Consider the following 23,730-nt stretch of genomic DNA (forward strand, 5'->3'; position numbering starts at 1 on the left):
CAGACGCGCGGGGACACATCCCGAGGGGAAGCAACAGTCATGAGCCAGGACGGCACTCAGGGCCAGTACGCGGGCGGCTCTCTGGCCGGTGGCCGTTACCAGCTAAGGGACTTGCTGGGCGAAGGCGGCATGGCCTCCGTGTACCTGGCCTACGACTCGGCGCTCGACCGGCAGGTCGCCGTCAAGACCCTGCACAGCGATCTCGGCCGCGAGCAGTCCTTCCGGGAGCGCTTCCGCCGCGAGGCCCAGGCTGTAGCCAAACTGTCGCACACGAACATCGTCTCGGTATTCGATACCGGCGAGGGCGAGCTGGGCGGCGCGGTGATGCCGTACATCGTCATGGAGTACGTGGAGGGCCGGCCGCTCGGCTCGGTGCTCGACGAGGACGTCCGCCGGTACGGGGCGATGCCGGCGGACAAGGCGCTGAAGGTGACGGCCGACGTGCTGGCCGCCCTGGACACCAGCCACGAGATGGGCCTGGTCCACCGCGACATCAAGCCCGGCAACGTCATGGTGAACAAGCGCGGCGTGGTCAAGGTGATGGACTTCGGCATCGCGCGCGCCATGCAGTCCGGGGTCACCTCGATGACGCAGACCGGCATGGTCGTCGGCACCCCCCAATACCTCTCTCCCGAGCAGGCGCTGGGCCGCGGCGTCGACGCCCGCTCCGACCTCTACTCCGTCGGCATCTTGCTGTTCCAGCTGCTGACCGGTCGGCTCCCCTTCGACGCGGACTCGCCGCTGGCCATCGCGTACGCGCACGTGCAGGAGGAGCCGGTCGCCCCGTCCTCCATCAACCGCTCGGTGACCCCGGCGATGGACGCGCTGGTGGCGCGGGCCCTGAAGAAGAACCCGAACGAGCGCTTCCCCACCGCCGCCGCCATGGGCGACGAGGTCGCGCGGGTGCTGGGCTCCGGGCAGACCGGCGCGCCGGTGATCGTCCAGGGCGCGCCGGCCGGCGGCAGTGGCGCGGGCGTCTCCTCGGCCGTGTTCCCGCCGGTCGAGTCCGGCTTCCAGGCACCGCCGCAACACTCCCTGCAGCAGCCGTACCCGCCGCAGCACACCCCGGCGCCGTCCCCGTACGCGCCGAACCCGGCGCAGGCCCCGCAGGCGCACGCGCAGGGCGGCTACGCCTACCCGCACACGCCCGCCCCGCAGCAGTACGCGCCGCACACCCCGCCGCCCTACACGATCTCGCCGTCGGCGGGCGCGCCGGGCCAGGGGGGCTCGGCGGGGGGCGGGAAGCGGAACACGCCCGTGGTCGTGGGCGCGGTCGCGGTGGCGCTGCTGGCCGTCGGCGGCCTGATCACGGCGATCGCGATGAGCGGCGGCGACAAGGACCCCGACGACAACGCCTCCCCGGGCAGCTCGGCGTCGGCTCCGGCCTCGGCCAAGCCGGGGTTCAAGGACGCGGACCTCTCGCGCACGATCGACGCGTCCAAGTGCAAGGAGCCGACGAAGCACTACAGCGAGGCGGGGAAGTACATCGCGCCGGACCTGAAGTACAAGAACCTGCTGTCGGTGAAGGCGTGCATCCAGGCCTCGGGCGGCAAGTACAAGATCGTCGAGAAGGACGAGGCGGTGTTCGGCAAGGACACGGTGCTCTCCCAGTCCCCGAACGCCGGCGAGAAGATCGAGAAGGAGGGCACGGAGTACACGCTGACCGTGTCCACCGGCTACCCGGAGTAGGACGCCGCGCGGGCTCCACGCCCCCGCGGCGCCGCGGAATCTGACACACCGGCATCCCGGGCACCCCGATGGGGCGCCCGGGATGCCGCTTTTGCCCCACTATGTAAATCTGAGCGAGACACCTCGGTCGCTCGGGACGGGAGGGGCTCCCCGTGTTCAAAGGCTTCCACCCCCGGCGCCGCACCCGGATCCGTCCGACGCGCCTGCTGGCCTGCGCCGCGCTGGCGGCCGCCGCACTGGCGACGGCCGCTCCGGCCGCCCACGCGCTCACCGCTCCCGGCGCCGCCGCTGCGGCCACCGCCGCCGCGGCCGTCCCCGCCGCGCCCGCGCACCGCCGGCTGCCCGTCGGCGGGCCGTCCGGGGACGAACCGCCGCCCGAACGCCCGGACCCCGCGTACGGGGACCTGGCCGGCAGCGCCCCCGGCGCCGGCCGGGAGCGGCCGGGCCGGCCGGTGACCGACCCGGTCAACCGGGAGGCCATGGTCGCCACCCGCCCGCTGGCCGTCCGGCCGCGCACCCGGCCCGCCGCCCCGCCGAAGCCCGAGCCGACCCCCACCCCCACGGCCACCACCGTGCTCGGCACCGCGCCGAACGAGCGGGCCGCCGACCTCGCCGCGCACCTGCTGCCGCTGGGCACCGGATGCGCCCTGATGGGAGTGGGCCTCGGCTACCTCGGGGCGCGGCTGCGCCGGGGGATCTAGGCCGGTCCTTTCGGACCACGGCGGGCCCGGGCCGCGGCCGCCTCCCCCTCAGGACGTACGCCGGAGGATGGTTGCCCAGCGTGAACATACTGGGTATACATACTCGGTATGTCGATCCGCCACGGCCTTCTCGCCCTGCTGGAACGGGGTCCCCGGTACGGCTCACAGCTGCGTACCGAGTTCGAATCCCGCACCGGCTCCACCTGGCCACTGAACGTCGGGCAGGTGTACACCACCCTCGCCCGCCTGGAGCGCGACGGTCTCGTCGCGCCCGGCGGAGAGGACGCCGCCGGGCACACCCTCTACGCCATCACCGACACCGGAAGCGCCGAACTGCGCCAGTGGTACGAGCGCCCGGTCGACCGGGCGAACCCGCCCCGTGACGAACTGTCCATCAAGCTCGCCATGGCCGTCGGCTCGCCCGGCGTGGACATCCGCGCCGTCATCCAGTCCCAGCGGCACGCCACCATCCGGGCGATGCAGGACTACACCCGGCTCAAGGCCCGGGCGCTCGCCGCCGTCGAGAACGGGGAGACCCGCGAACGCGACGACGTGGCCTGGCTGCTCGTCCTGGAACAGCTGATCTTCCAGACCGAGGCGGAGGCCCGCTGGCTCGACCACTGCGAGGCCCGGCTCGTACGGCTCTCCCTGCCGGCCGACCGGAGAGCCGACGCACCCCGACCGCCCCAGGCCGCCGAGCCCCCGGACCCGCCGGCGGCCGCGACCGCCACCGCCGCGGGCTCCTCCCGTACCGACCCGACCACCACCCCGCCCCGCGCCGCCCGCACGCGGCGGGGCTGATCCACCGTCCCAGGGGGAACCCCTCATGCCTGACCAGCGCCCGTCCCAGTCGCCCGTGCTGCAGTTGGACCAACTGGTCCGCACCCACGGCAGCGGCGCCACCGAGGTCCACGCCCTGCGCGGCATCGACCTCTCCGTCTTCCCCGGCGAACTCGTCGCCGTCATGGGCCCGTCGGGCTCCGGCAAGTCCACGCTGCTCACCCTGGCCGGCGGCCTCGACACCCCGACCAGCGGGCGGGTGATCGTCGAGGGAACCGACATCACCACCGCCGGCCGCAAGCAGCTCGCGGCCCTGCGCCGCCGCAGCATCGGATACGTCTTCCAGGACTACAACCTCATACCGGCCCTCACCGCGGCCGAGAACGTCGCGCTGCCCCGGGAGCTCGACGGCGTCTCCGCCCGCAAGGCCCGCGTCTCCGCGCTCGCCGCGCTGGAGGAGATGGGCCTGCGCCAGCTCGCCGACCGCTTCCCGGACGAGATGTCCGGCGGTCAGCAGCAGCGCGTGGCCATCGCCCGCGCCCTGGTCGGCGACCGCCGCCTCGTCCTCGCCGACGAGCCCACCGGCGCCCTCGACTCCGAGACCGGCGAGTCCGTCCTCGCCCTGCTGCGCTCCCGCTGCGACGCGGGAGCGGCCGGGGTCCTCGTCACCCACGAACCGCGGTTCGCCGCCTGGGCCGACCGCGTCGTCTTCCTGCGCGACGGCAGCGTGGTCGACGAGACCCTGCGCAGCCACGCCGACTCCCTGCTCTCGGGGCGGGCGGCCGGCCAGTGATCTCCTGGTACCACTCCTGGATCGCCGCGATCCGGATCGCCCGCCGCGACGCCTGGCGCGCCAAGGGCCGCAGCGCCCTCGTCCTCGCCATGATCGCGCTCCCCATCGTCGGCGTGAGCGCCGCCGACCTCACGCTCCGCAGCGCCGACCTCTCCGCCGAGCAGTCCCTGTCCCGGAAGATCGGCGCCGCCGACGCCCGGCTGTCGGACGCCCACTTCGGCCCCGTCTACCAGAACCCCCAGGGAGACGCCTCCGCGCCCGTCGGCGGCTACGACAGCTACGACCCGTCGCGGTCCGCGCCGCAGGAGGGCGCGCAGGACCCGGTGCTCGCCGCGCTCCCGGCCGGAGCCCAGGCCGTCAAGGAGAGCACCGGCCACGCCAAGGTGCGCACCCGGCACGGCCTCCTCGACACCGAGGTGCGCGAACTCGACACGCAGAGCCCGCTGACGGCCGGCCTGTTCACGCTCGACCGCGGCCGGCTCCCGCAGGCCGCGGGCGAGGTCATCGCCACCACCGCGTTCCTGGAGGAGTCGGGCCTCTTCGTCGGCTCCTCGGTCCTGCCGCGCGGCGCGAAGTCCGCGTACCGGATCGTCGGCGCGTACGAGCTGCCCTCCGAGCTGAAGAAGCCCCAGATCACCGCCCCGCCCGGGACCCTGTTCGCCCCGCTCGACGAGGCCCTGCAGGCCGCCGGAAGCTCGGGCGTCCGGGCGGAGGACAGCTACCTGGTCACGGTCGGCGGCGCCGGTTTCACGTGGAACATGGTCAAGGCGGCCAACGCGCACGGCGCGATCGCCGTCTCCCGCGCCGTCATCCTGAACCCGCCCGCCGACTCCGACGTACCGCTCTACCAGCAGCAGTCGAAGGACCCGTACGGGCTCGACGGCACGGACCCCGCCGAGATGGCCGTGCTCGCGACCGTCGTCGGCCTCGCCATGCTGGAGATCTGCCTGCTCGCCGGACCCGCCTTCGCCGTGGGCGCCCGGCGCTCGCGCCGCCAGCTCGGCCTGGTCGGCTCCAACGGCGGCGACCGCCGCCACATCCGCGCCATCGTGCTCTCGGGCGGCCTGGTCATCGGCGCCGCCGCCGCCGTCATCGGCACCGGCGTCGGAGTGGCGCTCACCATCGTGCTGCGGCCGCTCCTGGAGGACCAGCTCGGCGTCCGCTTCGGCGGCTTCGACGTCCGCCCGCTGGAACTGGCCGGCATCGCCCTGCTCGCCGTGGTGACCGGCCTGCTCGCCGCGATCGTCCCGGCCGTCACCGCCTCGCGGCAGACCGTCCTGGCCTCGCTGACCGGCCGCCGCGGGGTCCGCAAGGCCAACCGCGTCCTGCCCGTCATCGGCCTGATCGCCGTCGCCGGCGGCGCCGCGATCGCCCTGTACGGCAGCGCCTCCGAGATGGGCTCCACCGTCGTCGCGGGCGGCAGCGCCCTCGCCGAGCTCGGCATCGTCGCCCTCACCCCCACCCTGGTCGGCCTGTTCGGGCGGCTCGGCCGCTGGCTCCCGCTGTCGCCGCGGCTCGCGCTGCGCGACGCCGTCCGCAACCGCGGCCGCACGGCACCGGCCGTGGCCGCCGTCCTGGCCGCCGTCGCCGGCACCGTCGCGGTGGCGACGTACGAGCACAGCCGCGACCTGCAGATGCGGCACGAGTACGTGGCCAGCCTCCCGCACGGCGCCGGGGTCCTCAACGCCGACGCCAGCGCCCACAAGGAGATGCCGGCCCTGCGCGAGGCCCTGTCCCGGCAACTCCCCGTGGCCACCCGGGCGGACGTGGACCGGATCGTCGTCGGCAAGCCGGGCTGCGGGGAGTACTCGTCCGACCCGGCGTGCGGCCGGGCCGAGATCATCACGCCCAAGGACCAGCGCTGCCCGCTCTACGAGGCCGAGAACGGACCCGCCTCGTTCAGCGCCGAGGAAGCCAAGAAGCTGCGCGCGGACTGGCGCTGCGCGGACGTGGCGCGGATCGGCGGCCCGTCCAGCCCGTACGGCACGGTCGTCGCCGACGAGGCGCTGCTGCGCGTGCTCGCGGTCACCGACCCCGGCACCGTCTCCGCCCTCGCGGCGGGCCGGCCCGTCGCCTTCGACAAGCGCATCGTCAAGGACGGCAAGGTGACCATCCGGGTCGTCACCGACATGACGGCCGCCGAAGGCGCCTCCATGCGGCGGGAGGACCCGCCCGGCCAGGACAAGGTCCTGACCGTCCACCAGGCCCCCGCCACCGTCAACTCCTGGGGCAGCCGTCTGATCCTTCCGCCCTCCGCGGCCAGGGCCGCGGGCCTGTCCACCGCCCCGTCCGGCAGCTACTTCACCCTCGACGGGACGGCCACCGGCAAGCAGCGGCAGGCGCTGGACGGGGACATCGACCGGATGGGGGCGGACGCGCGCGTCTCCATCGAGGCCGGCTACCAGAGCCGGGGCGACATGGGCCTCCTCATCCTCACCGTGTTCGCCGGACTGGTCACCATCGGCGCCGCCGGCATCGCCACCGGCCTCGCCCAGGCCGACGCGGAGGCCGACCTGAAGACCCTGGCGGCGGTCGGCGCCGCCCCGCGGGTACGGCGCACGCTCAGCGGTTTCCAGTGCGGGGTGGTCGCCCTGATGGGCGTCGTCCTGGGCTCGGCGGCCGGGCTGCTGCCCGCGATCGGGCTGCGCTTCGCCCAGCGGCGCGAGATGGAGGCGCTCTACGCCAAGGCCCGCGACATGGGCGACTCGGTCACCGAGGCCGCGCCCTACGTGCCGGTCGCCGTGCCGTGGGAAACCCTCGGCGGACTGCTCATCGTGGTCCCGCTGGGCGCGGCGCTGCTGGCGGCGCTGGTCACCCGGTCGAACGGGGCACTGGCACGGCGAGCGGCCGGATAGCCACACGGAGTGATGCAGGTGCCCCCGTGCAGGGTGGATCACGCCCGTACGGGGGCACACCGTGTGAGTACGAAGGTGTGCGAGACAATGACGGCATGGAGATGCCGAGGAGTGAACGGTCGCAGGAAAGCCCCCCGAACGTCCTGATCGTGGGACAGGACGGGATGGCGGTCGGCGGCGCCGATGACGAGTCGCGCGAGGTCCCGGTGACGGAGATGGTCGAACAGCCCGCCAAGGTCATGCGGATCGGAAGCATGATCAAGCAACTCCTGGAAGAGGTACGTGCCGCGCCTCTCGACGAGGCGAGCCGGGTCCGGCTCAAGGACATCCACGCCGCGTCGGTGAAGGAGCTGGAGGACGGCCTGGCCCCCGAGCTCGTGGAGGAACTGGAGCGCCTGTCACTCCCGTTCACCGAGGAGGCCATCCCCTCCGAGGCGGAACTGCGCATCGCGCAGGCCCAGCTCGTGGGCTGGCTCGAAGGGCTCTTCCACGGCATCCAGACGGCCCTGTTCGCGCAGCAGATGGCGGCGCGGGCCCAGCTGGAACAGATGCGCCGCGCGCTCCCGCCCGGTGCCTCCCACGAGGACGACGAGGACGGCGGCCACGGGGCCGTCCGCTCCGGCCCCTACCTGTAACCCCGGCGGCCGCCGGACCCCTCCGCCGGCCGACCGCCCTCCGGGGCCCGGCGCCGCACCCCGGCACCGGGCCCCGCCGGGCATCCCGGCCGCGGCCTTCAGCCCCTGGGGCCCCGCCCGCGCTTGAGCCGCGGGTCCGGGCTGAGCCCGGAGGGGTGGGGCAGGGCGCGGGTAAGGGCGGGTCCCCGCCGGGGACATGGGCCGCGCATACTCCGGGGCATGAGCTACGACGCGATCGTCCTGGCGGGCGGCGCCGCACGGCGACTCGGCGGGGCCGACAAGCCCGCGCTGAGCGTCGGCGGCCGCACCCTCCTCGACCGCGTCCTCGACGCCTGCCCCGACGCCGCCACCACCGTCGTGGTCGGCGGCCGGCGGCCCACCGCCCGCCCCGTGCGCTGGGCCCGCGAGGAGCCGGCCGGTGGCGGCCCGGTGGCCGCGCTGGACGCCGGACTGCGCCAGACCACCGCCGAGCGGGTGCTCGTGCTCTCCGCGGACCTGCCGTTCCTGGACCGGACGACCGTACGCACCCTGCTGGCGGCCCCCGACGGGCAGGCCGGCCCCGACGGGCAGGCCGGCCCCGGCGGCGGCGCCCCGCGGGACGGCGCGCTGCTGCGCGACCCCGACGGCCGGGACCAGCCCCTCGTCGCCGTCTACCGGACGGCCCCGCTCCGCCGGGAGCTGGCCCGCCTCGCCGCCGGGCGGGACGGCCTCGCCGGGCTCCCGCTGCGCTCGCTCACCGCCGCACTGGACCTCGCCCGGGTCGACGCGGGGCCACTCGCCTCCTTCGACTGCGACACCTGGGACGATCTCGCCGCCGCCCGCGCCCGGATCAGGGAGCATGGAACCGTGCTGGAGCAATGGATCACCGCCGTCAAGAACGAGCTGGGCATCGACCTGAGCGTCGACACCGCAGCCCTGCTCGACCTCGCCCGTGACGCCGCCCACGGCGTCGCCCGGCCCGCCGCCCCGCTGACCACCTTCCTGGTCGGCTACGCGGCGGCCCGGGCCGAAGCCTCCGGCGCCGACCCCGTCGAAGCCGTCGCCGGAGCCACCCGCAAGGCCGCCGACCTGGCCCTGCGCTGGGCCGCGGAGGCCGAGGCCGGAGCGGCCGCCGAAACCGGGACCGCCACCGAGACCGACACCGCCGCCGACCCCCGACAGAACGGCTCCGGATGACCCCCACCGACGCCGGCCACGCCCTGGACGGAGCCCCGGCGAAGACGTCCGGGTCCGCCGGAGCCGCCGGCTCCACCGAGCGGGACCTCGAAGAGGCCCTGGCCCTCGTCAGCCGCACCCCGGGGTCGGGCCCGGCCGCGGGTACCGGGGGCCACCGCGCCGCCGCCTGGCAGCGGGCCCGGGACACCGCCGTCCACGCCGGAACCGCCGCGCGGGCCCGCACCCACCGGGTTCCGCTCGCCGACGCCCTCGGCGAGGTGCTGGCCGCACCCCTGGATGCACTGACCGACCTGCCGTCCTTCGACACCTCCGCCATGGACGGCTGGGCCGTCGCCGGCCCCGGTCCCTGGACCGTGCGCACCGGGGACGACGCCCTCGCCGGTTCCGACCGCCCCGGGCCGCTCGCGGACGGAGAGGCCGTACGGATCGCCACCGGAGCCCGGATCCCCGCCGAGACCACCGCCGTGATCCGCAGCGAACACTGCCGCGAGCACGGCGCCCAGCTCTTCGCCGACCGGCGCGTCCTCACCGGCCAGGACATCCGCCCGCGCGGCCAGGAGTGCCGCTCCGGCGACCTCCTGCTGCCCGCGGGCTCCCTGGTCACCCCGGCCGTGATCGGCCTCGCCGCGGCCGCCGGGTACGACGAGCTGACCACCCGGCCCCGGCCCCGCGTGGAGATCCTGGTGCTCGGCGACGAGCTGCTCACCTCCGGCCTCCCGCACGACGGCCTGATCCGGGACGCCCTCGGCCCCCTGCTCGCCCCCTGGCTCACCCGCCTCGGCGCCGAGGTCACCTCGACCCGCCGCCTCGGCGACGACCCCGCCGGGGCCGAGGCCCTGCTGAAGGCCGTCACCACCTCCACCGCCGACGTGATCGTCACCACCGGCGGCACCGCTTCCGGACCCGTCGACCACGTCCACCCGGTCCTGCGCCGGGCGGGCGCCGAACTGCTCGTCGACGGGGTCGCCGTACGACCCGGACACCCGATGCTGCTGGCGCGCGTCGGCGACCGGGCGGACGCGCGGTACGTGGTCGGGCTGCCCGGGAACCCGCTCGCCGCCGTCTCCGGGCTGCTCACCCTCGCCGAACCCCTGCTGCGCGCCCTCGCGGGCCGCCGCCGGCGCCCGAGCTACGCGGCGGCGGTTCAGGGCGACGTCCCGGGGCACCCGCACGACACCCGGCTGGTGCCGGTCCTGCTGACCGACGAACACGCCGTACCCCTTCGCTACAACGGACCGGCGATGCTGCGCGGTGTGGCGGCCGCCGATGCGCTGGCCGTCGTACCGCCGCACGGAGCGCGGTCGGGACAGGAGCTGGAGATTCTCGATCTGCCCTGGGCTTCGGGAGGATGTTTCACGTGAAACTCCACGGCCAGGACGCCATGGCCCGGGGGGCGGACGAGAAGCTCGTCTCCCGGCGCATCAAGCTGCCCAGACGCATCGTCGAAAGGCCACTCGCCCAGGTCACCAAACGCCTGGTGATGGCCCTGTTCGTGCTCTTCCTGACGGTCCTCATCGTGTGGCTCGACCGCGCCGGATACCACGACAACGCCAACGAGGAGGTCGACCTCCTCGACTGCCTCTACTACGCCACCGTCACCCTGTCGACGACCGGGTACGGCGACATCGTCCCGTACACCGCCAGCGCGCGGCTGGTGAACGTCCTGCTCATCACCCCGCTGCGGGTGCTGTTCCTGATCATCCTGGTCGGCACGACCCTGGAAGTGCTGACCGAGCGGACCCGAGAAGAGTGGCGGCTGAACCGCTGGAGGAAGAACTTGCGTGAGCACACGGTCGTCGTCGGCTTCGGCACCAAGGGCCGCTCCGCCCTGCAGACGCTGCTGGCCACCGGCCTCTCCAAGGAGCAGGTCGTCATCGTCGACCCGAGCGCCAAGGTGATCGACATGGCGAACGCGGAGGGCTTCACCGGTGTCGTCGGCGACGCCACCCGCTCCGAAGTCCTGCTGCGGGCCGAGCTCCAGAAGGCCCGTCAGATCGTCATCGCCACCCAGCGGGACGACACGGCCGTCCTGGTGACGCTGACCGCCCGCCAGCTCAACCGCGGCGCGAAGATCGTCGCCGCGGTGCGCGAGGAGGAGAACGCCCCGCTGCTGCGCCAGTCCGGCGCGGACGCGGTCATCACCAGCGCGAGCGCGGCCGGGCGACTGCTGGGCCTGTCGGTCCTCAGCCCCAGCGCGGGCACGGTGATGGAGGACCTGATCCAGCAGGGCAGCGGCCTCGACCTCATCGAACGGCCCGTCACCAAGGCCGAGGTCGGCAAGTCGGTGCGGGAGACGCACGACCTGGTGGTCAGCGTGCTGCGCGGGCACCGGCTGCTGGCGTACGACGACTCGCACGCGAGTCCCCTGCAGCTGACGGACCGCCTCATCACCATCGTGCGGGCGGCGCCGCCGAGTTCGCCGCCGGTGATACTGGGACCGGCCGAGTAGGAGCCCCGGCGCAGCCGGCCCTGCGGATGCTGCGCCGCGGGGGGTCGTTCGCGTAGCCTCCGGGCCATGCATGCGATCACCATCGAGCAGCCCGGCGGCCCCGAGGCCCTCGTCTGGACCGACGTCCCCGATCCGGTGGCGGGCGAGGGCGAGGTCCTCGTCGAGGTCGCGGCGAGCGCCGTGAACCGCGCCGACGTCCTCCAGCGCCAGGGGTTCTACGATCCTCCGCCCGGCAGCTCCCGCTTCCCCGGCCTGGAGTGCTCCGGCCGGATCGCGTCGGTCGGGCCCGGGGTGTCCGGCTGGTCGGTGGGGGACGAGGTCTGCGCGCTGCTGGCCGGCGGCGGGTACGCGCAGAAGGTGGCCGTTCCGGCCGGGCAGCTCCTGCCCGTCCCGGCGGGCGTGGACCTGGTGACGGCCGCGGCGCTGCCCGAGGTCGTCGCGACGGTGTGGTCCAACGTCTTCATGGTGGCCGGGCTGCGTCCCGGCGAGACCCTGCTCGTGCACGGCGGATCCAGCGGCATCGGAACGATGGCGATCCAGCTGGCGAAGGCCGTGGGTGCCACGGTCGCGGTGACGGCGGGCGGCCCCGAGAAGCTGGCGCGCTGCGCGGAACTGGGCGCGGACGTCCTGATCGACTACCGCGAGCAGGACTTCGTGGCGGAACTGCGGACCGCGACGGACGGCGCCGGGGCGGACGTGATCCTGGACATCATGGGGGCGAAGTACCTCGCGCGGAACCTGGACGCCCTCGCCGTCAACGGCCGCCTGGCGGTCATCGGCCTCCAGGGCGGGGCGAAGGCCGAACTGAACCTGGGCGCGCTGCTGGCCAAGCGGGCGGCGATCACCGCCACGTCGCTGCGGGCCCGGCCGCTGGAGGAGAAGGCCGCCATCATCGCGGCCGTGCGCGAGCACGTGTGGCCCCTGATCACGGCCGGGCGGGTGCGGCCGGTGGTGCACGAGACATTCCCGATGGCCCGGGCCGCGGACGCGCACCGGGTCCTGGAGACCAGCAGCCACGTGGGCAAACTGCTGCTGACGACCTGACCCCGGCGGAACCCCCCTCCGGCCCCGCCGGGGCAGCTTTCCACGCCCCGCACCACCCGGTCGCCCCCGAGGCCGGTGGGCCCGCGCGGTCGCCCAGCAGGGCTCCGCCCGCCCCCCGGTGGCCGGTACGCCCTTCCAGCCTCGCCGGCGTGTGAGGCGCGGGGTCCGGGGCGGAGCCCCGGCGGGGTCCGGGGCGGAGCCCCGGCGGGGTCCGGGCAACGCCCGGGGAACGGTGGAAGGGCGGGTCGGGGACCCGCTCCGCGCAGCGGCACCAGCCCCCCGGCCGCACCCCACCGGCACGGCGGGGCGCAAGCCGGCACGGCGGGGGAGCGGCGGGCGCGGCGGGGAGCGGCGGGCGCGGCGGGGAGGCCCTCCGGACCGCCACCGCCGCCTGGCTAGAGGCCGCGCAACAGCACCGCCGGCGACTCGACGCAGTCCGCGACGTAGCGGAGGAAGCCCCCCGCCGTCCCCCCGTCGCACACCCGGTGGTCGAACGTCAGCGACAGCTGGACGACCTGGCGCACCGCCAGCTCCCCGCCGTGCACCCACGGCTTGGGGATGATCCGGCCGACGCCGAGCATGGCCGCCTCCGGGTGGTTGATGATCGGCGTGGAGCCGTCGACCCCGAACACCCCGTAGTTGTTCAGGGTGAAGGTGCCGCCCGTCAGGTCGGACGGTGCCAGCTTCCCCGCCCGCGCGAGCTCGGTCAGGCGGGCGAACTCCGCCGACAGGGCCTCCGCGCTGCGGCCCTGCGCGTCGCGGACCACCGGGACCATCAGGCCCCGATCGGTCTGCGCGGCGAAGCCCAGGTTCACGGCCGGGAGCCGGACGATCTCGCCCGCGGCCAGGTCCACCGTGGAGTTGAGCTCCGGGTACCTGGCGAGGGCGGCCGTGCAGATCCGCGCCAGCAGGGCCAGCACCGAGATCTTCGGCCCGCCCGCGGCGTTCATCGCGGTACGGGCGGCCATCAGCTCGGTGGCATCGGCGTCCACCCAGCAGGTGGCGTCCGGGATCTCCCGGCGGCTGCGCGAGAGCTTCTCCGCGACGACCCCGCGCAGGCCCTTCAGCGGGACCCGCTCGCCCCGCGCCTCCGGCGCCACCACCGGGGCGGACGCGGCCGCGGCGGCCGGCGGCGCCGACAGCGCCGCCTCGACGTCCGCGCGCAGGATCAGGCCCTCGCGGCCCGACCCGCGCAGCGCCCGCAGGTCGACCCCGTGGTCCCGGGCCAGCTTGCGCACGATCGGCGAGATGACGGCCACCGGCCCGGTGGACACCGCCACCGGAGCGGCGACCGGCGCCGCGGCCGCCGGAGCGGGGGCACGGACCGGAGCGGGAGCCGCGGCCTCGGCGGTGGCGGGTCGCACCCGCCGCCGTCGCGCCGGGCGGGAGTGGTCCGTGCCGTAGCCCACCAGCACGTTCCCCGACCCCGAGGACTCCGGTTCGCCGGACTCCGTACCGGAGTCCTCCGGCCCGGTCCCCGCGGCCGCACCCACCGCCACGGTGATCAGCGGGGCGCCCACCGGAAGCTCCTGCCCCTCCTCACCGAACCGGGCGGTGACCACGCCCCCGTAGGGACACGGCACCTCCACCATCGCCTTGGCCGTCTCGACCTCGACGACCGGCTGGTCGATGGCGACGACATCGCCGACCGCCACCAGCCAGCGCACGATCTCGGCCTCCGTCAGGCCCTCGCCGAGATCCGGCAGCTTGAACTCCATCACCTGCGGCATCAGTTCTCCCACTGCAGGCGGCCCACGGTGTCCAGGATCCGGTCCACGCCCGGCAGGTGGTACTTCTCCAGCATCGGCGGCGGGTACGGGATGTCGAAGCCCGTCACCCGCAGCACCGGCGCCTCCAGGTGGTGGAAGCAGCGCTCGGTGACCCGGGCCGCGATCTCCGCGCCCGGTCCGCCGAAGCCGCCCGCCTCGTGCACGACCACCGCGCGCCCGGTCCGGCGTACGGACTCCACGACGGTGTCCTCGTCGAAGGGGACCAGCGAGCGCAGGTCCACGACCTCCAGGTCCCAGCCCTCCTCGCGGGCCGCCTCGGCCGCCTCCAGGCACACCGGCAGCGACGGCCCGTAGGTGATCAGGGTCGCGCTCGTGCCGCTGCGCCGGACCAGCGCCTTGCCGATGCCCGGGACCCGCGCCGGCGCCTGCGGCGACCAGTCGGCCTTCGACCAGTACAGCCGCTTCGGCTCCAGGAAGATCACCGGGTCGTCGCTGGCGATCGAGGCGCGCAGCAGCCCGTACGCGTCCTCGACCGTCGCCGGGGTCACCACGGTCAGTCCGGGCGTCGCCACGTAGTACGCCTCGGAGGAGTCGCTGTGGTGCTCCACCCCGCCGATCCCGCCGCCGTACGGCACGCGGATGGTGATCGGCAGCGGCATCGCGCCCCGGGTGCGGTTGCGCATCTTCGCCACGTGCGAGATCAGCTGCTCGAAGGCCGGGTACGCGAACGCGTCGAACTGCATCTCGACGACGGGCCGCAGCCCGTACATCGCCATGCCCACCGCGGCGCCGAGGATGCCGGCCTCCGCGAGCGGGGTGTCCGTGCAGCGTTCCTCGCCGAACTCCTTCGCCAGTCCGTCCGTGATCCGGAAGACACCGCCGAGCGTGCCGACGTCCTCGCCCATGACGTGGACGGTCGGGTCCTCCGCCATCGCGTCGCGCATCGCCCGGGTGAGGGCCTGCGCCATCGTGGCCGGCTTGGCCGGAGCCTTCGCCTTCGCCGTGGCCGTCGTCATCACTCGTCCTCCGCTTCCAGCTCCGCGCGGAGCATGGCCGCCTGCTCGCGCAGCCGGCCGGTCTGCTCCGCGTAGACGTGCGCGAAGAGGTCCATCGGGTCCAGCACGGGATCGGCGTTCATCCCCTCGCGCAGCGCCGCCGCCATCTCCTCGGCCGCCTCGCGCTCCACCCGGATGCCCTCCTCGTCGAGGATGCCGCGGGCGGTCAGCTCGCGCTCCAGCAGCAGGACCGGGTCGTGCGCCTTCCACGCCTCGACCTCCGCGTCCCCGCGGTAGCGGGTCGCGTCGTCGGCGTTGGTGTGGGCCTCGATGCGGTACGTGACCGCCTCGATCATGGTCGGTCCGCCGCCGGCCCGGGCGCGCCGGACGGCCTCGGAGAGCACCTCGTGCATGGCGGCGACGTCGTTGCCGTCGACCAGCCGGCCGGGCATCCCGTACCCGACGGCCTTGTGGGCCAGGGTCGGGGCGGCGCTCTGCTTGGCGAGCGGGACGGATATCGCGAAGCCGTTGTTCTGCACCAGGAAGACCACCGGTGCCTGCCAGACCGCCGCGAAGTTCATCGCCTCGTGGAAGTCGCCCTCGCTGGTGCCGCCGTCGCCGACCATGGCGAGGGCGACCACGTCGTCCCCGCGCAGCCGGGCCGCGTGGGCCAGGCCGACGGCGTGCGGCAGCTGGGTGGCGAGCGGCGTGCTCAGCGGGGCTATCCGCAGCTCGCGCGGGTCGTAGCCGGTGTGCCAGTCGCCGCGCAGCAGCGTGAGCGCCTGGACGGGGTCCAGTCCGCGGGCGACGGCCGCCAGGGTGTCGCGGTAGCTCGGGAAGAGCCAGTCCTGCTCCTCCAGGACCAGGGCGGCCGCGATCTCGCAGGCCTCCTGTCCGACGGTGGAGGGGTACACGGCGAGGCGGCCCTGCCGGGTGAGCGCGGTGGCCTGCGCGTTGTAGCGGCGGCCGCGCACCAGTTCGGCGTAGCAGCGCCGCATCAGCACGGGGTCGAGCCGGTCCGCCGCCTCGGTGCCCAGCACCCGGTAGGGCTCGGGGTCCGGAAGCAGCGGAGCGGCGTCCGTACGGGGCCTCCAGGCGTGCGGCGGGGTGGACCGGTGGGACGCACCGGCACCGGGCAGCTCTTGGACCGTCATGGCGGCGTACACCTCCTCGTGGGAAGCGGGCATGGACGCCTCGGGTGTGAGGCGCCTCACCTACCGATTGTTCGGTTGTCCGCGCAATTTGGCTACAGGCGGCTCCAGGCTGTGGACAAACTGGCGCCGGGGCCCTGGGATGGGTGCAGGACGTCCAGGAGAGGGAGGCATCGGGCAATGCCGGATGAACAAATGGCCGGAGCGGGTTCCGCGCCGGTCCCGCCGGGGGGCTCCTCCGGGGTCCCTCCGGTGCCGCCCCGCCCCCTCGACCCGATCGACCGGTCGATCATGCGGCTGCTGCAGGCGGACGGCCGCGCGTCGATACGGTCGGTGGCGGAGCAGGTGCACGTCTCGCGCGCGAACGCGTACGCCCGCATCAACCGGCTCATCGACGACGGGGTGATCCGCGGGTTCACCGCCCGCGTGAACCACGAACGGGCAGGTCAGGGCGCCTCCGCCTACATCACCCTGAAGATCGTCCAGAACTCCTGGCGCACCGTCCGCGAACAGCTCCGCGAGCTCCCGGGCGCCGCGCACATCGCGCTGGTCAGCGGGGACTTCGACGTGCTGCTCCTGGTGCACACCCCGGACAACCGCACCCTGCGCGAGCTGGTGCTGACCCGCCTCCAGTCCATCCCGGAGGTGCTCTCCACCCGCACGCTGCTGGTGTTCGAGGAGACGGACCTGCTGGCCCCGGGGCCGGGCCAGCCCTCCGGACCGACGATCACGGAGGACTAGGCCGTACGGGGGCGGCACGGGGGCCGTACGAGACGGACCCGGGCCGCGCCCCCGGGTCAGTCCCGGACGGTCCGCAGGCCGTCCAGCGCCATGCTGACCACCGCGTCGGCGAGCTGGTCCTGGCTCGTGCCCGGGTGCGGCCGGTACCACTCGACCAGCGAGTTCACCATGCCGAAGAGCAGGCGGGTCGCGAGGCGGATGTCCACGTCCGCGCGCAGATCGCCCTCGGCCGCGGCGGCCTTGAGGAGCTCCGCGACCTGGTGGTCGAACTCGCGGCGCCGCTCCAGGGCCCAGCGCTCGGTCCGGGTGTTGCCCCGTACGCGCAGCAGCAGCGTCACGTACGGCAGCTCGGAGACCAGCACCTCCACCGTGCGGCGGGTGACGTACTCGACGCGCTCGACGGCACGCCCGCGCACCGCGGCCGGCTCCTCCAGGACGGCGAACAGCCCGTCGAGGGCGCGGCTGACGGCCCGGCGCAGCAGCTCCTCCTTGCCCGCGACGTGGTGGTAGATCGACGACTTGGAGATGCCGGCGGCCTTGGACAGGTGCTCCATCGACGTGCCGTCGTAGCCGCGCTCGTTGAAGACCTGCACGGCCACGGACAGGAGCGTCTCGGGGGTGTAGGTGTCCCGTTTGGCCGTCGTCACTCCGTGTCCCCCGACTCGTCCTCGTCGCCCGCCGCGTAGCCCAGCTTGAACAGCGCCAGCGAGGGCGCGTACCGGCCGCCGGGACAGCGCTCGTCGAGGTGGTGGAGGAGGTCGTACGCCCAGTCCCGGCCGAGCCGGTCGTGCCATTCGGCGGGGCCGAGCGGGTAGTTCACGCCGAGCCGCATCGCGGTGTCGACGTCCTCGGCACTGGCCGCCCCGCGGGCGACGGCGTCGGCGGTGAGGTCGATCAGCATCGCCACCGTCCGCGCGACGATCATGCCGGGGACGTCCCCGATGACGGAGACCTTCTTGCCGAGCTTCTGGAAGAGGCCGACCGCCTCGGCGAGGGTCCGCTCGCCGGTGTCCGCGCTCGCGGAGAGCGCGACGCGGGTGCAGCCGCGGTAGTCGAGCGCGAGGTCGAAGTAGACGACGTCGGCGAACTCGACGGAGGTCTTGCCGTCCGCGAGGACCAGCTGGCCCTCCCCGGGCAGCTGGATGTACGGGCCTCCGTGCTCGGTGGCCGTGACCGCGATCCCGGCCTCCTCCAGCAGGTCGGCCAGCTCGGACGCCGGACCCAGGTCGCCGACCACGGTGACCTTGGCGGGCGCCTCCTCGGGCCCGGCCGTGTGCGGCTCCGGCAGGACGGCGTCCGGGCCGTACGGGAACCAGCCGTGCCCCGACTTGCGGCCGAGGCGGCCCGACTGGACCAGGCGGCGCTGCGCGAGGGACGGGGTGAACTTGGGGCTGCGGAAGAAGGACTCCCACACCGAGCGGGTCACGGCCTCGTTGACGTCCTGGCCGATCAGGTCGGTCAGCGCGAACGGGCCCATCCTGAAGCCGCCGCTCTCGCGGAGCACGGCGTCGATGGTGGCCGGGTCGGCCCCCTGCTCCTCGTACACCGCGAAGGCCTCGGCGTAGAAGGGGCGGGCGATCCGGTTGACGATGAAGCCGGGGGTGTCGGCGCAGCGGACCGGCGTCTTGCCCCAGCCGAGGACGGTGGCGTACGCGCTCTCGGCGGCGGCCGGGTCGGTCGCGAAGCCGGTGACCACCTCGACGAGCGGGAGCAGCGGGGCCGGGTTGAAGAAGTGCAGGCCGAGGAAACGGCCGGGGTGCGCGAGCCCGGCGGCGAGCTCGGTGACGGAGAGGGAGGAGGTGTTCGTGGCCAGCAGCGCGTCGGGGGCGACCACCTCTTCGAGGGCCCTGAAGAGGGCGCGCTTGACCCCGGCGTCCTCGACGACCGCCTCGACGACGAGGGCGGCCGCGGCGAGGTCCGCGAGGCCGGTGGCCGGCGCGATCCGGGAGATGGCGTCCTCGGCCTCGGCCTGGTCGATGCGGCCCTTGGCCGCCATGCGCTCGACGCGGTCCTGAACGATGCCGGCGCCGTCCGCGGCGAGCGCGGCGTTGATGTCGTAGATCAGCACGCGGTGACCTGCGAGGAGGGCGACCTGGGCGATGCCCTGGCCCATGGTGCCCGCGCCGACGACCGCCACAGTCCGGGACCGCTCGATTGCTGTCATGACCCGATCCTCCCGCACCGACTTATCCACAGGTCCGCCGGGCCCACTTGTCCCGACCGATCGTTCGGTTACTCTAACTCCAGTCTGCTCTCCTTCGCCCGGCTCAACGAGGAGTTGGTCCCTGATGGCCGCCGAACTCACCGTCCCCCAGCTGTCCGCCCAGCACCGGCCCACCCTGGACCAGGCCCTGTCGGCGATCCGCAGCCGTGCCTACTGGTCCCCGCACCCCGAACACCCCAAGGCGTACGGGGAGACCGCGCCGGCCGACGGGCTCGCCGCCTTCGAGGCCCTGCGCGGCACCCGGCTGGACCTGGACCAGCCCGGTACGGACGGCTGGGTCGGCGGCGAGGTGTCGCCGTACGGCCCGGAGCTGGGCGTCGAGTACCCGCACGCCGATCCGGAGGTCCTGCTGCCCGCCATGCGGGCCGGCATGAGCGCCTGGCGCGACGCGGGCCCCGAGACCCGCGCCCTGGTCTGTATCGAGATCCTGTCGCGCATCTCCGCCCGCACCCACGAGTTCGCGCACGCGGTGATGCACACCAGCGGCCAGGCCTTCATGATGGCGTTCCAGGCGGGCGGCCCCCACGCCCAGGACCGCGGCCTGGAGGCCGTGGCCTACGCGTACGAGGAGCAGACCCGCGTTCCCGAGAGCGCCGACTGGTCCAAGCCGCAGGGCAAGCGCGACCCGCTGGAGATCGGCAAGAGCTTCACTGCGGTCCCCCGCGGCATCGCCCTGATGATCGGCTGCAACACCTTCCCCACCTGGAACGGCTACCCGGGCCTGTTCGCCTCCCTGGCCACGGGCAACGCCGTGCTGGTCAAGCCGCACCCGCGCGCCGTCCTCCCGCTGGCCCTGACCGTCCGGGTCGCCCGCGAGGTGCTCGCCGAGGCCGGCTTCGACCCGAACCTGGTCGCGCTGGCGGTGGAGCGGCCCGGCGAGGGCATCGCGAAGACCCTGGCCGTGCGCCCCGAGATCAAGCTGATCGACTACACGGGCTCCACGGAGTTCGGCGACTGGCTGGAGGCCAACGCCCGCCAGGCGCAGGTCTACACGGAGAAGGCGGGCGTCAACACCGTCGTCCTGGACTCCACCGGCGACTACAAGGGCATGCTGTCCAACCTGGCCTTCTCGCTGTCCCTGTACAGCGGCCAGATGTGCACCACCCCGCAGAACCTGCTGATCCCCCGCGAGGGCATCGCCACGGACGCCGGGCACAAGACGTACGACGAGGTCGTCGCCGACCTCGCGGCCTCGGTCGGCGGCCTGCTGGGCGACGACGCCCGGGCCAACGCGCTGCTGGGCGCCCTGGTCAACCCGGACGTCAAGGCCCGGCTGGAGGCGGCCGCCTCCCTCGGCGAGGTCGCCCTGGCCTCCCGCGAGGTGGTGAACCCCGACTTCCCCGACGCGGTGGTCCGCACCCCGGTCGTGGTCAAGCTCGACGCCGCCAAGCCGGACCCGGACGCGGCCTACCTCTCCGAGTGCTTCGGCCCGGTCTCCTTCGCGGTGGCGGTCGACTCCACGGCGGACGCGCTGGACCTGCTCCGCCGCACGGTGCGCGAGAAGGGCGCCATGACGGTCGGCGCGTACACGACGTCGGCGGACACCGAGCGGGCCATCGAGGAGGTCTGCCTGGAGGAGTCGGCGCAGCTCTCGCTGAACCTGACCGGCGGGGTGTATGTCAACCAGACCGCCGCGTTCTCCGACTTCCACGGCTCCGGCGGCAACCCGGCGGCCAACGCGGCCCTCTGCGACGGCGCGTTCGTCGCGAACCGGTTCCGCGTGGTGGAGGTCCGCCGCCAGGCCTAGGGGGTGTCGGGGCGGCCGGTCAGTCCTTCGGGCCGCCCCAGTGGAAGAGGGTCATGGCCACGCTGGTCGCCAGGTTGTAGCTGGAGACCTGCGGCCGCATCGGCAGGGAGACCAGGTGGTCGGCCCGGGCGCGCAGCTCGGGCGAGATCCCGTGGCGCTCGGAGCCGAAGGCGAGCAGGGCGTCGTCCGGGAGGGTGAGGGAGCGGATGTCCTCGCCCTCCGGGTCGAGCGCGTACAGCGGCCCCGGGGGCAGCTCCTCCAGTTCGACCCGGTCCACGGTGGTGGCGTAGTGCAGCCCGGCCCCGGCCCGGACCACGTTCGGGTGCCAGGGGTCGAGGTCGCCGCGGGTGACCACGCCGGTCGCGCCGAATCCGGCGGCCAGGCGGACGACGGCTCCGACGTTGCCGAGGTTGCGGGGGTTGTCGAGCACGACCACCGGCGCGGGACGCGGCAGCCGCCCGAGCGCGGCGCGGCCGGCCTCCCGGTCGGGCCGCACGGCGAGCGCGGCCACCCCCGTGGGGTGCACGCGGGCCAGCAGGCCCTTCAGCTCCGCCCGGCGCACGAGCCGGTCCACGTCGGGCCCGACGTCCGGGGCGAGCTCGGCCGCGAGGGCCCGTACGGCGTCGGGATCGTCGGCGACGACCACCTCGACCCGCGCCCCGAACCGCAGGGCGTGCTTCAGCGCGTGGAACCCGTCCAGCAGGACGAGATCCCCCCGCCCGGCGGCCTCGCGCCACACCCGCGCACTCTCCCCGACTCCCGCAACGTCACTCATCCCCCGACCCTACGACCCACCCGGCCACCGCCCCCACCTGCCCAGGCCCCCACCCGCCCGCGCCACGGCACGAGGCACACCCGCCCCCGTGCACGACCGAGGCGCACCATCCAGCCCCGCCGGCGTTTGAGGCGCGGGGGTCCGGGGGCGGAGCCCCCGGGAACGGCGCTGCAGGTCGGGGTCAGCGCCCGCTCGGACTCGTCGCCGCCGAGGGCGACGGGACGACCACGGACTCCCCCTCGGCAGGCGCCGGAAGCATCCCGGCTCCAGCCACGGGCGCCGAGCCCGAACCCGCGGCCGAGCCCGAGCCCGGCGAAGGCCCCCCGCCCCCCGGCCGCAGACGCCCGGCCCTGGCCCCGAGCCACACCAGGAACCCGGTCGGCAGGAACACCGCGTCAGCGGCGATCATCGCCAGCGAGAAGAACGGCAGGCCCAGCAGCACCGCGATCCCGGCGTGCTCCAGCATCATCACCGCCAGCAGCACGTTCTTGATCCGCCGGTTGAACAGCGTGAACGGGAACGCCACCTGCACCGCCACCGTCCCGTACGACAGCAGCATCACCAGCGTCCCGCTGCTCGCGACCAGCGCCGACAGCCCCGGCCACGGAGTGAAGTAGTCCAGTCCCAGCGGGTAGTACAGCGCGGTTCCGTCCTGCCACCGCGAGCCCTGGATCTTGTACCACCCCGCGGTCGCGTAGATCAGGCAGACCTCCGCCATGATCACCAGCATGCCCGCGTTGTGCAGCAGGTTCGCCAGGACGTCCAGCGTCGCCCGCCCCTCCCCCTCGGCCTCGTACCGGTCGGCCATCCACCACAGCGCGGTGGCGACCCACAGCGTCGCGAAGGCCGCCAGCCAGCCGTAGCCGAACCGCCCGGTCGCCGCGCCGTACGCGAACACCGCGCCCAGGACCGCCCACAGCACCGGCCCGCCGGCGCCGGCCGTCGCCGAGCCGTGCCGGCGGGCCCTGCGGGCGTCCAGCGACCACACCTGCGCGCACCGCGTCAGCACCAGGTAGATCGCCATCAGGTGGATGACGTTGTCCCCGCCGTCCCCCATGAAGACGCTGCGGTTCTGCAGCGACAGCACCCCGACCATGAACACCACGGACGTCCCGCGGGTCCGCCAGCCCAGCATCAGCGCCACGCTCGCCAGCACGGACACCGCGTAGACGAGCTCGAACCACAGCGTGGAGTCGGACCACATCAGCACGGTGAAGGCCCCGTTCGAGGCGATCAGCCGCTCCGCCAGCCCGAAGCTCCACGGCCCGTCCGGCCCGTACAGCTCGGCCCGGTTCGGGATCTCCCGGAGCAGGAAGAAGAGCCAGGTCCCGCTGAAGCCGATCCGGATGACGGCGCTCTGGTACGGGCCCAGGGCCTGCCCGGAGACCTTCGCGAGCCCCCGCCCGGCCGACGCCCGGAGCCTGCGCGCCACGGCCCTCGGCCCCGCCGGGGCCCCCGGCCCCGCCGGGGCCCCCGGCTTCACACCGTCCACCACGGCAGCTCCCGGTAGTACGTCTGGGTGTCGGTCGTCTCGGTGCTCCACTCGGGCGCGGGCACCGCCGCCGTCGCCGAGCGCAGCTGGATCCGCAGCACGCGCCCGTCCCGGTGGTCCGGCCCGATCCGGTCGACCGCGATCCGCCGCAGGTACTCCTCGGACAGCTCCCCGCGCTCACCGCTCGGCTTGTTGTCCGCGTCGTGGGAGCCCGTGAAGAAGTCCCAGGCCCGCCGCAGCTCGTTCTGCTCGGTGTGGCTCGGCAGCAGGCTGTGGCGGATCGCCGCGCCGTCCTCGGCGGACAGGTCGCGCCAGCCGGTGGTCACCAGGTCGCCGCCACCGGTCCGCACCTGGGCCCGCACCTCGACCGCGATGTTCTGCTGGAGCGGGTTGGGCGCGAAGAGCTTCCAGTTCTGTTCGAACTCGGGGTAGATCCATCCGTCGACCGTCCGCGCGTGCTCCCGGCCGATCGTGTTCGCGGGCGCCACGTGCAGGAAGACGAGCGCCAGGTGGGAGCAGGCGGCCACGGCGACCGCCCCGAGGGCCAGGGCCGTGACGACCCGGTAAGGGGTGCTCAGACCGGCGATTCCGGGTGCTCTCGAAGGAGGCGGGAGCGGGGTCGGAGGCGGGGGCTGAGCAGTGCCCTCGGCGGGCTTTCGCTCGTTCGAATCCATCCCGCCCCGATCATCGGCCGTCCACAGGGTTCACCACAGAGGTTGACACCCTACGGGCCGCCGTCTCACCATTGAAGAG

Annotated in this window: 20 protein-coding genes; 12 read left to right on the forward strand and 8 right to left on the reverse strand. The window is 74.3% G+C overall.

Going from position 1 to position 23,730, the window contains the following annotated elements; translation table 11 throughout:
• Positions 1 to 39: 39 nt before the first annotated feature.
• The 10 genes from ACZ6S8_RS09200 to ACZ6S8_RS09245 all read left to right on the forward strand — a co-directional run bounded on the left by ACZ6S8_RS09200 (position 40) and on the right by ACZ6S8_RS09245 (position 12,122).
• Entirely contained in the window at positions 40 to 1,689 is a 1,650-nt protein-coding gene (locus ACZ6S8_RS09200) for a Stk1 family PASTA domain-containing Ser/Thr kinase (protein WP_469453932.1), read from the forward strand.
• Between the two features lie 152 nt (positions 1,690 to 1,841).
• Entirely contained in the window at positions 1,842 to 2,390 is a 549-nt protein-coding gene (locus tag ACZ6S8_RS09205; protein ID WP_469453934.1) for a hypothetical protein, read from the forward strand.
• Between the two features lie 108 nt (positions 2,391 to 2,498).
• Positions 2,499 to 3,191 (forward strand): PadR family transcriptional regulator, encoded by a 693-nt coding sequence (locus tag ACZ6S8_RS09210; RefSeq protein WP_469453936.1) that lies wholly within the window; start codon positions 2,499 to 2,501, stop codon positions 3,189 to 3,191.
• 25 nt (positions 3,192 to 3,216) lie between these two features.
• Positions 3,217 to 3,963, forward strand: a complete 747-nt coding sequence (locus ACZ6S8_RS09215; RefSeq protein ID WP_469453938.1) for an ABC transporter ATP-binding protein — start codon at positions 3,217 to 3,219, stop codon at positions 3,961 to 3,963.
• The gene (locus tag ACZ6S8_RS09220) at positions 3,960 to 6,818 is read left to right on the forward strand and encodes an FtsX-like permease family protein (protein ID WP_469453940.1); all 2,859 of its coding nucleotides are present in this window, start codon (positions 3,960 to 3,962) and stop codon (positions 6,816 to 6,818) included. Before ACZ6S8_RS09215 ends, ACZ6S8_RS09220 begins: the two co-directional genes overlap by 4 nt.
• A gap of 95 nt (positions 6,819 to 6,913) precedes the next feature.
• Positions 6,914 to 7,453 carry a bacterial proteasome activator family protein gene (locus ACZ6S8_RS09225; protein WP_383916049.1) on the forward strand — a complete coding sequence of 180 codons (540 nt, stop codon included), beginning with the start codon at positions 6,914 to 6,916 and terminating at the stop codon, positions 7,451 to 7,453.
• A gap of 219 nt (positions 7,454 to 7,672) precedes the next feature.
• Complete coding sequence (locus ACZ6S8_RS09230) at positions 7,673 to 8,629, forward strand: NTP transferase domain-containing protein (RefSeq protein ID WP_469453942.1); 957 nt, start codon at positions 7,673 to 7,675, stop codon at positions 8,627 to 8,629.
• A complete protein-coding gene (locus ACZ6S8_RS09235) occupies positions 8,626 to 9,990 on the forward strand; it encodes a molybdopterin molybdotransferase MoeA (protein ID WP_469453944.1) in 1,365 nt (454 codons plus the stop codon). The genes ACZ6S8_RS09230 and ACZ6S8_RS09235 overlap by 4 nt, the downstream gene beginning before the upstream one ends.
• A complete protein-coding gene (locus tag ACZ6S8_RS09240) occupies positions 9,978 to 11,078 on the forward strand; it encodes a potassium channel family protein (RefSeq protein WP_469453946.1) in 1,101 nt (366 codons plus the stop codon). The genes ACZ6S8_RS09235 and ACZ6S8_RS09240 overlap by 13 nt, the downstream gene beginning before the upstream one ends.
• Positions 11,079 to 11,144: 66 nt before the next feature.
• The gene (locus ACZ6S8_RS09245; RefSeq protein WP_469453948.1) at positions 11,145 to 12,122 is read left to right on the forward strand and encodes an NAD(P)H-quinone oxidoreductase; all 978 of its coding nucleotides are present in this window, start codon (positions 11,145 to 11,147) and stop codon (positions 12,120 to 12,122) included.
• 395 nt (positions 12,123 to 12,517) lie between these two features.
• Here the strand turns inward: ACZ6S8_RS09245 and ACZ6S8_RS09250 are convergent, their stop codons facing one another.
• The 3 genes from ACZ6S8_RS09250 to pdhA are packed head-to-tail and all read right to left on the reverse strand — an operon-like array spanning position 12,518 to position 16,001.
• The gene (locus ACZ6S8_RS09250) at positions 12,518 to 13,852 is read right to left on the reverse strand and encodes a dihydrolipoamide acetyltransferase family protein (protein ID WP_469453950.1); all 1,335 of its coding nucleotides are present in this window, start codon (positions 13,850 to 13,852) and stop codon (positions 12,518 to 12,520) included.
• Positions 13,852 to 14,868, reverse strand: coding sequence for an alpha-ketoacid dehydrogenase subunit beta (locus ACZ6S8_RS09255; RefSeq protein WP_383916037.1), 1,017 nt, complete (start codon positions 14,866 to 14,868; stop codon positions 13,852 to 13,854). The genes ACZ6S8_RS09250 and ACZ6S8_RS09255 overlap by 1 nt, the downstream gene beginning before the upstream one ends.
• On the reverse strand, positions 14,868 to 16,001 hold the full coding sequence (gene pdhA, locus ACZ6S8_RS09260; protein ID WP_469454337.1) for a pyruvate dehydrogenase (acetyl-transferring) E1 component subunit alpha: 1,134 nt from the start codon (positions 15,999 to 16,001) through the stop codon (positions 14,868 to 14,870). Before pdhA ends, ACZ6S8_RS09255 begins: the two co-directional genes overlap by 1 nt.
• Before the next feature lie 177 nt (positions 16,002 to 16,178).
• On the opposite strand from pdhA, the gene ACZ6S8_RS09265 reads away from it, so the two are divergent.
• A complete protein-coding gene (locus ACZ6S8_RS09265) occupies positions 16,179 to 16,739 on the forward strand; it encodes an Lrp/AsnC family transcriptional regulator (RefSeq protein ID WP_469453953.1) in 561 nt (186 codons plus the stop codon).
• 56 nt (positions 16,740 to 16,795) lie between these two features.
• On the opposite strand, the gene ACZ6S8_RS09270 is transcribed toward ACZ6S8_RS09265, so the two are convergent.
• Both ACZ6S8_RS09270 and ACZ6S8_RS09275 read right to left on the reverse strand, forming a co-directional pair.
• Positions 16,796 to 17,386 carry a TetR/AcrR family transcriptional regulator gene (locus tag ACZ6S8_RS09270; RefSeq protein ID WP_267725097.1) on the reverse strand — a complete coding sequence of 197 codons (591 nt, stop codon included), beginning with the start codon at positions 17,384 to 17,386 and terminating at the stop codon, positions 16,796 to 16,798.
• Complete coding sequence (locus tag ACZ6S8_RS09275; protein ID WP_469453955.1) at positions 17,383 to 18,903, reverse strand: 3-hydroxyacyl-CoA dehydrogenase; 1,521 nt, start codon at positions 18,901 to 18,903, stop codon at positions 17,383 to 17,385. The genes ACZ6S8_RS09270 and ACZ6S8_RS09275 overlap by 4 nt, the downstream gene beginning before the upstream one ends.
• Positions 18,904 to 19,027: 124 nt before the next feature.
• Here ACZ6S8_RS09275 and paaN point away from each other — a divergent pair, with 124 nt between their 5' ends.
• Positions 19,028 to 20,710, forward strand: coding sequence for a phenylacetic acid degradation protein PaaN (gene paaN / locus ACZ6S8_RS09280; protein WP_469453956.1), 1,683 nt, complete (start codon positions 19,028 to 19,030; stop codon positions 20,708 to 20,710).
• 19 nt (positions 20,711 to 20,729) lie between these two features.
• On the opposite strand, the gene ACZ6S8_RS09285 is transcribed toward paaN, so the two are convergent.
• The 3 genes from ACZ6S8_RS09285 to ACZ6S8_RS09295 form a co-directional block, all read right to left on the reverse strand.
• Entirely contained in the window at positions 20,730 to 21,485 is a 756-nt protein-coding gene (locus tag ACZ6S8_RS09285; RefSeq protein ID WP_469453958.1) for a TrmH family RNA methyltransferase, read from the reverse strand.
• A 181-nt stretch (positions 21,486 to 21,666) separates the two neighbouring features.
• On the reverse strand, positions 21,667 to 22,917 hold the full coding sequence (locus ACZ6S8_RS09290) for an HTTM domain-containing protein (RefSeq protein WP_469453959.1): 1,251 nt from the start codon (positions 22,915 to 22,917) through the stop codon (positions 21,667 to 21,669).
• Between the two features lie 47 nt (positions 22,918 to 22,964).
• On the reverse strand, positions 22,965 to 23,651 hold the full coding sequence (locus tag ACZ6S8_RS09295) for a DUF5819 family protein (protein ID WP_469453960.1): 687 nt from the start codon (positions 23,649 to 23,651) through the stop codon (positions 22,965 to 22,967).
• Positions 23,652 to 23,730 lie beyond the last annotated feature (79 nt).

It is taken from the genome of Streptomyces sp. NPDC048461 (assembly GCF_055587105.1).

What these genes read in the sequence shown, in the direction of transcription:
- ACZ6S8_RS09200 (WP_469453932.1), top strand. Translation starts at nt 40, where the DNA reads ATGAGCCAGGACGGCACTCAGGGCCAGTACGCGGGCGGCTCTCTGGCC.
- ACZ6S8_RS09210 (WP_469453936.1), top strand. Translation starts at nt 2,499, where the DNA reads ATGTCGATCCGCCACGGCCTTCTCGCCCTGCTGGAACGGGGTCCCCGG.
- ACZ6S8_RS09215 (WP_469453938.1), top strand. Translation starts at nt 3,217, where the DNA reads ATGCCTGACCAGCGCCCGTCCCAGTCGCCCGTGCTGCAGTTGGACCAA.
- ACZ6S8_RS09225 (WP_383916049.1), top strand. Translation starts at nt 6,914, where the DNA reads ATGGAGATGCCGAGGAGTGAACGGTCGCAGGAAAGCCCCCCGAACGTC.
- ACZ6S8_RS09230 (WP_469453942.1), top strand. Translation starts at nt 7,673, where the DNA reads ATGAGCTACGACGCGATCGTCCTGGCGGGCGGCGCCGCACGGCGACTC.
- ACZ6S8_RS09235 (WP_469453944.1), top strand. Translation starts at nt 8,626, where the DNA reads ATGACCCCCACCGACGCCGGCCACGCCCTGGACGGAGCCCCGGCGAAG.
- ACZ6S8_RS09240 (WP_469453946.1), top strand. Translation starts at nt 9,978, where the DNA reads ATGTTTCACGTGAAACTCCACGGCCAGGACGCCATGGCCCGGGGGGCG.
- ACZ6S8_RS09245 (WP_469453948.1), top strand. Translation starts at nt 11,145, where the DNA reads ATGCATGCGATCACCATCGAGCAGCCCGGCGGCCCCGAGGCCCTCGTC.
- ACZ6S8_RS09250 (WP_469453950.1), bottom strand. Translation starts at nt 13,852, where the DNA reads ATGCCGCAGGTGATGGAGTTCAAGCTGCCGGATCTCGGCGAGGGCCTG.
- ACZ6S8_RS09255 (WP_383916037.1), bottom strand. Translation starts at nt 14,868, where the DNA reads ATGACGACGGCCACGGCGAAGGCGAAGGCTCCGGCCAAGCCGGCCACG.
- pdhA (WP_469454337.1), bottom strand. Translation starts at nt 16,001, where the DNA reads ATGACGGTCCAAGAGCTGCCCGGTGCCGGTGCGTCCCACCGGTCCACC.
- ACZ6S8_RS09265 (WP_469453953.1), top strand. Translation starts at nt 16,179, where the DNA reads ATGCCGGATGAACAAATGGCCGGAGCGGGTTCCGCGCCGGTCCCGCCG.
- ACZ6S8_RS09275 (WP_469453955.1), bottom strand. Translation starts at nt 18,903, where the DNA reads ATGACAGCAATCGAGCGGTCCCGGACTGTGGCGGTCGTCGGCGCGGGC.
- paaN (WP_469453956.1), top strand. Translation starts at nt 19,028, where the DNA reads ATGGCCGCCGAACTCACCGTCCCCCAGCTGTCCGCCCAGCACCGGCCC.
- ACZ6S8_RS09285 (WP_469453958.1), bottom strand. Translation starts at nt 21,485, where the DNA reads ATGAGTGACGTTGCGGGAGTCGGGGAGAGTGCGCGGGTGTGGCGCGAG.
- ACZ6S8_RS09295 (WP_469453960.1), bottom strand. Translation starts at nt 23,651, where the DNA reads ATGGATTCGAACGAGCGAAAGCCCGCCGAGGGCACTGCTCAGCCCCCG.